Below are 9,083 nucleotides of genomic sequence, written 5' to 3' on the forward strand. Positions count from 1 at the left end.
GTATACCAGTGTTTCATCATCTTTCGGCATGCCTTTCACAGCAAGGATACCCACCTCGCCAATAGCAGTAGATACTTTCCCGTTGATTTCGGCAAGCGGTTCAAGCTTGAAGTAACGTACCCGATAACTCTTTCCGAAGCGTACAAAGTAAGGAACGGGATTGTGCATAATATTGCTGAACTCACCGGCTGCATCGCATTTTGTCCATTCCTCGCCGTCACTACTGATGTAGAAAGCATATTTGTAAATAGTACCCGCCAGGTCATCACCCGTAACCGGAGCATAACTGAAGCCTGTAACCTGCACTTCGCGTCCCATATCCACCGTCAACGGTTTCAATGAGTTGGTGTACCACCCCGTACTCCGGTCTCCGTCAATAGCCTGATGCGCATTCGGTTCACCGTCTGCTATACGCCATTCATCCACCGGAATATCACTCAACTGCACTTCCGTATTCTCGTCATTCAAAGGTTCGGCGAAGAAAAGTCCCACTTTCAGGATATTTGCCTTTCCACGTGCCGAACGGACAGTAACCCGTATTTTCTCCGCCTTGGTATCCGAGAAACGGATCAGACGTCTGTACCCAACCGTCGTACCTTCCGCCACATATCTCCACGAACCATTGGAGTAAGCCTCCACAAGAAAATTTTCCACACGCTGTCCTTTGGCAATATCTTCCTGAATAAGGAAGGTATTTACCACAGCGCCTTTCTGCACTTTATATTCGCGGACATCTCCACTTAAGGATTGCCAACGGGTATCTCCTTTCTGCAGAAAATCTTTGCCGAACGTCTTCTTCAGATAACCGGAAAGCTCTTTCAGACGCTGCACATCATTCTCATGAATCAACCCGCGCTTATCAGGCGGAATATTAAGCAACAATACCGAATTATAACCTACAGATTTGAAATAAATATCCACCAGATGCGCCAACGACTTCACTTGCTTGTCCTGTGCAGCATGATAGAACCAACCCGGACGAATAGACACATCCACTTCGGACGGCCACCAGAAAAGTTCCTTGGCACGCGCCACGATGTCACGACCGCCCAAGTCTTTGGCCTTACCATAAATACCCAATCCCTTTCTCAGTTCTTCCGAACGGGAATAGATGCCCGGCGGCAATGCTGTGGCACTCCACTCGGTTTCACGTCCGATTCCCTTTTCATTACCTACCCAACGCACATCATCACCCATGATAGCAGTCACAGCTTTGGGCTGCAGGCGACGAATGGTCTTTATCACTGCATCCCAGTCATATTCTTGCTTTTTACCGTTGGGTCCTTCACCGTTTGCACCATCAAACCATACTTCGTGAATTTCACCATATTGCGTCAGCAACTCCGTGAGTTGTTCAATGAAGAATTGGTTATAGACGGGAGAATCGCCGTAACAAGCGGCATTCCGATCCCACGGAGAGAGGTATATGCCAAACTTAATACCGTATTTATCGCATGCATTACGCAATTCGCGTACCAAGTCTCCCTTCCCGCCACGCCAGGGACTGGATGCAACAGAGTGCCGGGTAGTCTTCGTAGGCCACAGACAAAAACCGTCGTGATGCTTGGCGGTAATGATTGCCATCTTAAAACCTCCGTCTTTGAGTGCACGTACCCACTGCTCACAATCCAGTTCGGTAGGATTAAAGAGAGCAGGGGCTTCCGTACCATCCCCCCATTCACGTCCCGTAAAGGTATTGATACCGAAATGCAGGAAAGCGGTAAACTCCATTTGCTGCCACTCCAACTGTTGCGGAGTAGGAATTAAACGTGAAGCCATGTCCAGCTTCTGTGCAGCAGTAGCCTTTTCGGGGAAGATCAAATGTTTCTCGTAATAGGTTTCCTGTGCCTGCACTCCACAAAAGACTGCGAAAAGTAATGATGTCAGGAGCATTATTTGTTTCATATATATATTCTATTAATAGTTAACTCAATACCTCTTGCTATGAGCAAAATTCAAATAAGTTTGCACTCATCTGACAAGATAGATGGTAAAATCAAACTGTTGCCTGTCTATAGGAATAAGATAAGGCGGTAATGTGGCAGGTCCGCAAGTAGCGGTGCCCACTCCCGACTGTCCGGCATCCAGATGCACGGTTACCTTGCCATTACGTTCGAGTTCGTTAATGTGGGTAGCCTTTTCAATATTCTCATCCGAGAAAGGAGAAATACTAAACTGAAACGGACGGCTCGAATTGACAAACAATCCGTTATTGGCTTCATCCGCCAACTTCATCCAACGTACATCGGTACGATTACCTGTAGCCTGCGGCTTTACATAATAATGGAACATACGTTCAACAGTCGTATTGTATATGTCAATCTTACCGGACTGCTTACGGTCGGCATACGTTTCATGCTCTCCGCGCCCCAGATAAGAAACATTCCCATACCTATCGTTCATCTCGAATGCCAATCCCATGCGGGCCATTGATTTAACCATCGTAGTATCGGGCGTAAATTCGGTTTGTATCCTGACACCTCCGTTCTGCGCCAATGAGTATGCCAAAATAGCGTCGCCCACCTTCTTCCCTGCCTCATTCAGCAACTCCACTACCGCAGTAGCAGAAGCCTTGCCTTTTTTCAAAGAAACAACTTTCTGCACCGTCTTGTCAAGTCCCGCCTGACGCCATAAATGTGCCGCTTTCCGGTCGCGATTGTCATTATCCGTTGCCGGACGGAACAAGCTCAATGTAACCGGACTTGCCAGCAATTCTGTCCCATCCTGTGCAAGCAATTGTAAAGCACCGCTCTTTTCGTCCACCGTAAAAGTCATTTTGCCGGATGTTTCCGGCAGATAAGCCTTTCCGGTTGCATTACCGGGTAATACAAATTGGTCATAAGCTACCTCCCAGGAAGTATCTACCATAGGAGAAACAGTTTTCCGCATCCAACTCAAATTCAGATAGGCTTCACGCGTATTAACCGGCAGTCTGACTGCTCCAAACATCACATTGACCATTCCATGAGGCAAACAATCCACCTCCTGCATTCCTTTCGCCAGTACCATACCATTATCGGCTGTTACATTCCAATGCAATATATATTGATTCAGGTTCGAAAAATCAAACCAATTCTTAATACGTACAGTCAGATTCTTTTCATTGATCAAGGTTGCTTTGATATTCTGATAGATTTTCTTCACTTCCAATAAGTGCGGATGCGGTTCACGGTCTGCATTTACCAGACCGTTACAACAGAAGTTACCAAAACTCGGAATATCTTCAGGTCCGTAGTCACCACCATAACTCCAATACCAGCGGCCGTTGTCGTCAATCTCACGGAACGACTGGTCTACCCAATCCCATATAGCTCCGCCTTGCGCCATCGGATTACTCTCAAAAACATCCCAATACTCCTTCATACCCCCACAACTATTACCCATAGCATGCAGGTATTCACACAGAATAAAGGGACGATAAATACCCGGTGTAGCCAGATAAGCTTTGATTTCATCCACACTGCGATACATGCGGCAATAAATATCGGTATTATAGTTCTGTTCCGCCCGTTCATATTGTACGGGACGATTATTTTCTACCGACTTCAACCAATCGTATGTACGCTCAAAGTTTATACCATTGCCCGCTTCATTTCCCAAAGACCAGATAACGATGGCAGGATGGTTCTTGGAACGTTCGTACATACGCTGCGTACGATCCATGTGTGCCGGCAACCAAGTGCTATCCTTCGCCAGCGATGCCGGGCCATAGCCCATACCGTGCGATTCGATATTCGCCTCATCTATCATATACAATCCGTAACGGTCGCAAAGAGTGTACCAATAAGAGTCGGTAGGATAATGCGAATTGCGCACCGTATTGATATTGTTCTGTTTCATCAGGCGGATATCTTGCTCCATCAATTCCTTACTGACAGTACGTCCCAGTTGGGAATGTTCGTGCCGGTTAACACCTTTCACCAATATCGGTACCCCATTGATACAGAAACGGCCGTCCTTTATTTCCGAAGTGCGGAATCCCACCCGGCAACCGGTTACTTCGGTCACCTTGCCCGTAGCATCCTTCAACTCCAGAAACAATGTATAAAGATTAGGATGTTCCGCACTCCATGCCTGCACTGCCGGGAGTCGCTTCCCCGGAAAAGAGATGAAGTTGCTTAATCCGCGTGACTTTACCGGAATCTCTTCCGCCGATACAGTCCGGCCTTCCGCGTCTTTCAGCGTGTACGCAATGGAAGAAGCATTCTGTGAAGCGCCTTCTATCGTTACATCCAGACCGAAAAGACCATCTTTATAGTTCGTTTTTTCCAAAGAAGACGTCACTTTATAATCAGCAATATACCGGTGGGGAGTACTATACAGATATACATCGCGTTCGATTCCGCTTAAACGCCACATATCCTGACACTCCAGATAAGAACCGGCACTCCAGCGGTAAACTTCAAGTGCTATCATATTCTCTCCGTCTTCCAGTTTATCCGTAATATCCCACTCCGCAGGAGTTTTTGAGCCTTGATTGTATCCGATAAACTTACCGTTTACCCATACGTAATAGAAAGAGATAACTCCCTCACAGCAAAGCACCACCCGGCGATCTTTCCACGAAGCCGGAACTTTGAATGTACGGCGGTAAGAACCGACTTCATTGTCTTCGTAAGGAACCAGCGGCGGGTTCTTCTTGAATTTGAACATCTTGTCGTCAAACTCATACGACTCATTCACATAAATAGCCGTACCGTACCCCTGACGTTCCCAATTACCGGGAACAAGAATGTCCGCCCAACCACCGGTATAAAAAGACGGTTTATAAAACTCCTTCGGTCGTTTATCGGGATTCTTCACCCAATGGAATTTCCATTTGCCATTCAGGCTGAGGTAATAGGGAGATTGCTCGTAATCGCCCTGCTCCACATCCGTTACCGTGGCATACGGCCATACATAGGTATGAGGTTGCAATTTATTCAATCCTATGGCATATTGGCTTTGCCATTCCGGCTGTTCTTGTGCTGCAAGCGGTGAAAACGCAAGGATAGCTCCAAGTAATGTAAATATCTGTCGGCTCATACGGTCAATCATACACATTCGTTTTTTCATTCTATAATAAGTTCATCCAAGAAAGGTCTCGCTTCTTGTCCCGGACGCACATGATTTTCCGGACACAAGCCTGCTCCGCAAAGTGTTATCCGCACATAGCGGGCCTGCACATTATCCAAGGCAAACGAGCAGTTGTCAACATAAGAACCTTCACGGAAAATTTCTTTTTGAGAATAGTGCAACTCTCCAGCCAGACGGAAGTTGCGGTTATTATCAGATACAGCCACCCGTATACAAGCAGGTTTATGTACTGCCATTCCGTAAACAGTGATGCACCCCAACGTTACGGTATGGATTTCTTCTTTCTTCTGCAAATCAACAGTAAAAGAAATCGTATCGTTATTCATCCAAGAGCACCATTCGAAATCGGTTTGCTTCAAGCTGCCCCGTACGCCATTCACCAACAACTTCAGTTTTTCGGTATTGCTTCCCAAAATAGGTTTAGCCGTTGCTTTATTCCATTCCACCGGCAGAACCAATGTTTTACCTATCTGCTCTCCGTTGGCAAAAGTGGCAGCTTTCACGGTCTTAGATGTCGTAAGCCGTAAAGGCTCCGAATAAAGTGCAGATTGCAAATCCGGTTCCTTACCGTCAGTGGTGTAATGAATCTGTACATCCGGACGAACACATTCCAACTTGACCTGTAATTGCCCGTCAACGGGAGTTACCGTATGCTGTATATTATACATGGAACGGGCATAAACTATTCCCTTCGCCGCAATATGTTCATTAAACCGGTCCATCGCTTTTAAATAAGTCTGCCAATCCTTACGGTCGGTTTGCGTCCATGCCCCTTCGGCCAAAGCAGACAGGCGCGGAAACAACAGATAGTCCACATCCTCAGGCTTGTTGCAAAACTCCGTCCAAAGGGATGCTTGTACACCCATTAAAAGTTTCTCAACAGCCGGACTCCATTCTTTTTGTACGGGTTCATAATCATATACATCTTTCAGAGTATTATTGCCGAAATAAGTCAATGGTTCAAACCATTGCGGCCCCTGATAACGGATAAGATACAATATAAGCGCAGGAGTCATCACAAACCGATGTCCCAGTTTGGCGGCTTTCAATGCAGCCTGTCCACGCCCCTGCCAGCCGAAAATAATGGCATCTTCGGGAATATCGGTATTGGTCAGCTCGTCCCATCCCATCACTTCGCGGCCTTTACTCTGCACATAACGCGCCATACGTGCCATGAAATATCCCTGTAAATCTTCTTCGTTTTTCAGCCCTTCTGCTTTCATGCGTGCCTGACAACGCGGACATTTTTTCCAATTAACCTTCCATGCCTCATCACCACCCAAGTGAATATATCTTGACGGAAACAAATCTACGATTTCATCAATCACTCCTTCAAGGAAAGTATATACACTATCATTTCCAGCGCAATAGATGATATCGGCATGAGCTCCTCCCAATCCCGGCAACACCCCGATATATTTATCCACTACCGGACAGGCAAGCAATGGATACGATGCCAATGCGGCATTACTATGAGCCGGCATTTCTATTTCCGGAATCACTTCGATATGGCGTTCCATGGCATAAGATACAATCTCCCGAATATCATCCTGCGTATAAAAGCCTTTCTCCACCGTGGGTTCTCCCTGACGGGCATTACGACGGGCAAAGAACGGCGCTCCCGGACGTTCCACCCTGCGCGATCCAATTTCCGTGAGCAGCGGGTAACGTTTGATTTCAATACGCCAACCATTATCATCCGTCAGATGCAAATGCAGCTTGTTCAGTTTCAACATAGCCATGCAATCTATGATACGCAGCAGATTCTCCTTAGGCGTGAAAAATCGGGATACGTCTACCATCAATCCGCGATAGCTGAAACGGGGGCGGTCGGTAATAGTCATGGCAGGTACGGCCCACAAAGCGTTAACCACCTGTGTACCCTCTATAGCAGCCGGCAATAATTGCCGGATACTCTGCAAGGCATAAAAAAAGCCTTGTACATCCGATGCGTAAATGCGGATTTTCTTTGAGGTGATTTCCAACAGATAGGCTTCCGAATCTAAGGAAGCATCAGTTAGCAAGCAAACATCTCCTTTCTTACTTTCCGTTTTTATACGGGGAGTAAAGCCGGCGGCATTCGTAAAAAGCGCGGTAAACTGTTTCACGACTTCCGCCTGTTCTTCATTTTCTACTGCAAATACCGTCTTAGCCGTGAATTGAAAGTTACCCGTGCCCGGCACAATTGCGACCGGACAGGGAACCAACGAAAAAGGCTGAGTCAAGTTATCTGCCTGGCAGCCCAAGGGGGGAAGCAACCAGCAGCATAATAATAGCATTATAAAGTATTTCATAAAATAAAATCGTTATTTTCAAGTAAAACATAAATCATTCCTTATCTCTTTCCGGTCCGAAGCGCACCGGGTCGTTATATTGTTGCTGTAAATCCAGTAAAGTAGTTTTCAGTTCGGCTGTCACTTCTTCGGTACCGGGTTGGCCATAGATGTTATACATTTCGGCAGGGTCGTTTTTCAAATCATACAATTCCCAAACATCGATGTCATTATAGAAATGAATCAGTTTATAGCGCTCTGTACGCACTCCGTAGTGGCGTTTTACCATGTGTTCTGCAGGATATTCGTAGAAATGATAGTACAATGCCTTACGCCAGTTTACAGGATGCTCTCCCTTGAGTAACGGCAACATGGAAATGCCGTGCATATCTTCCGGCAGACTGATACCTGCAAGATCGAGGATGGTCGGACCATAGTCTATGTTCTGTACCAATTCCGTAATGTCGCCGCGTGCATCCAGCCCTTTGGGCAGGTGCATAATAAGCGGCGTGTGCATGGATTCTTCGTACATGAAACGCTTGTCGAACCAACCGTGTTCGCCCATATAAAAACCTTGGTCAGAGGTATAAACCACCAATGTATTGTCCAGCATATCTTTCTCTTTCAGGTAATCCAATACGCGCCCTACATTATCGTCCAGCGACTTAACCACTTTTGCATAATCACGCATATAGCGCTGATATTTCCATTCGGCGAGTTCTTTACCTTTCAGGTCACGTTTATAAAAATCTTCAATGATAGGCGCATAAAATGTGTCGAAAGCTTTACGGTCATCAGCGTCCATACGTTCTATGTAGCTCAGATAGCGCTCTTTCAGTGGGGAGTCTTTGCCCTCTTTCAACATCTTCAGGTCGTAAATCAAGTCCATATCCTTGAATATGCTCATTTCCTGAGAAGCGGCGGCAGGGCGGCCTTTATAATCATCATAGAAGTTATCGGGCAAAGGGAATGTCTTGTCTTCGTAGAGGGCAAGGTTTTTTATTTCAGGCAGCCAGTTGCGATGAATGGCTTTATGATGAATAAAAAGACAGAAAGGTTTTTCCTTGTTCCGCCTGTTTTCCATCCAATCGATACTCATGTCTGTAATTAAGTTGGTGATATAGCCTTTGCGGACAACGGTATCGTTGTTCATCGTGATAAAGTCCGGATTAAAATAATCTCCCTGGCCGGGTACAACTTCCCAATAATCGAAACCGGTAGGCAGGCTTTCCAAATGCCATTTACCTATAACAGCCGTCTGATAGCCGTTTTCGCGCAGTATTTTGGGAAAGGTTTGTTGCGAACCGTCGAACACACAAGTGGTATTATCATAGAATTTATTGCCACATGTGTGTTTGCCGGTAAACATGCAGGCACGGCTCGGCCCGCTCAAAGAGTTGGCAACAAAACTATTGACAAAGCGCACACCGTCGTTGGCGATGCGATCTAAGTTGGGAGTTTCTATATAGCGATTGTCATAGCAGCTCATCATCTGCGCCGTATGGTCGTCGGTCATGATGTAGACGATGTTGTAAGGTTTTGAAGCCGGCATACATGCGGCCAATGATACCGCCGAAACCGCCCCTGTCAAAGTATACAACCATCCGGTCTGTAGTTTATTCATGATTCAATCAGTGATTAATTTGTTGTTTCCTTTCACTACTGTCCCGTAAAAGTGGATAAATAGTTCTTTGAAATTATTGAAATATAGTCAATTACACGGTTTTTTGAAAT

At 46.1% G+C, this 9,083-nt stretch carries 4 protein-coding genes; all 4 read right to left on the reverse strand.

The window, feature by feature from the left end; all coding sequences use genetic code 11:
• Positions 1–1,905 (reverse strand): alpha-L-fucosidase (locus AB5903_RS13190; protein ID WP_368117909.1); only part of this gene is annotated, 1,905 nt, incomplete at its 3' end.
• Positions 1,906–1,971: 66 nt separating this feature from the next.
• On the reverse strand, positions 1,972–5,025 hold the full coding sequence (locus AB5903_RS13195; RefSeq protein WP_118153484.1) for a glycoside hydrolase family 2 TIM barrel-domain containing protein: 3,054 nt from the start codon (positions 5,023–5,025) through the stop codon (positions 1,972–1,974).
• 26 nt (positions 5,026–5,051) lie between these two features.
• Positions 5,052–7,370, reverse strand: coding sequence for a glycoside hydrolase family 20 protein (locus AB5903_RS13200; RefSeq protein ID WP_272709903.1), 2,319 nt, complete (start codon positions 7,368–7,370; stop codon positions 5,052–5,054).
• Between the two features lie 34 nt (positions 7,371–7,404).
• Positions 7,405–8,973 (reverse strand): sulfatase, encoded by a 1,569-nt coding sequence (locus AB5903_RS13205; protein ID WP_016661094.1) that lies wholly within the window; start codon positions 8,971–8,973, stop codon positions 7,405–7,407.
• Positions 8,974–9,083: the final 110 nt, after the last annotated feature.

This window comes from Bacteroides sp. 2201st1_D9_2201SCRN_220225, assembly GCF_040928965.1.
Lineage (GTDB): Bacteria > Bacteroidota > Bacteroidia > Bacteroidales > Bacteroidaceae > Bacteroides > Bacteroides stercoris.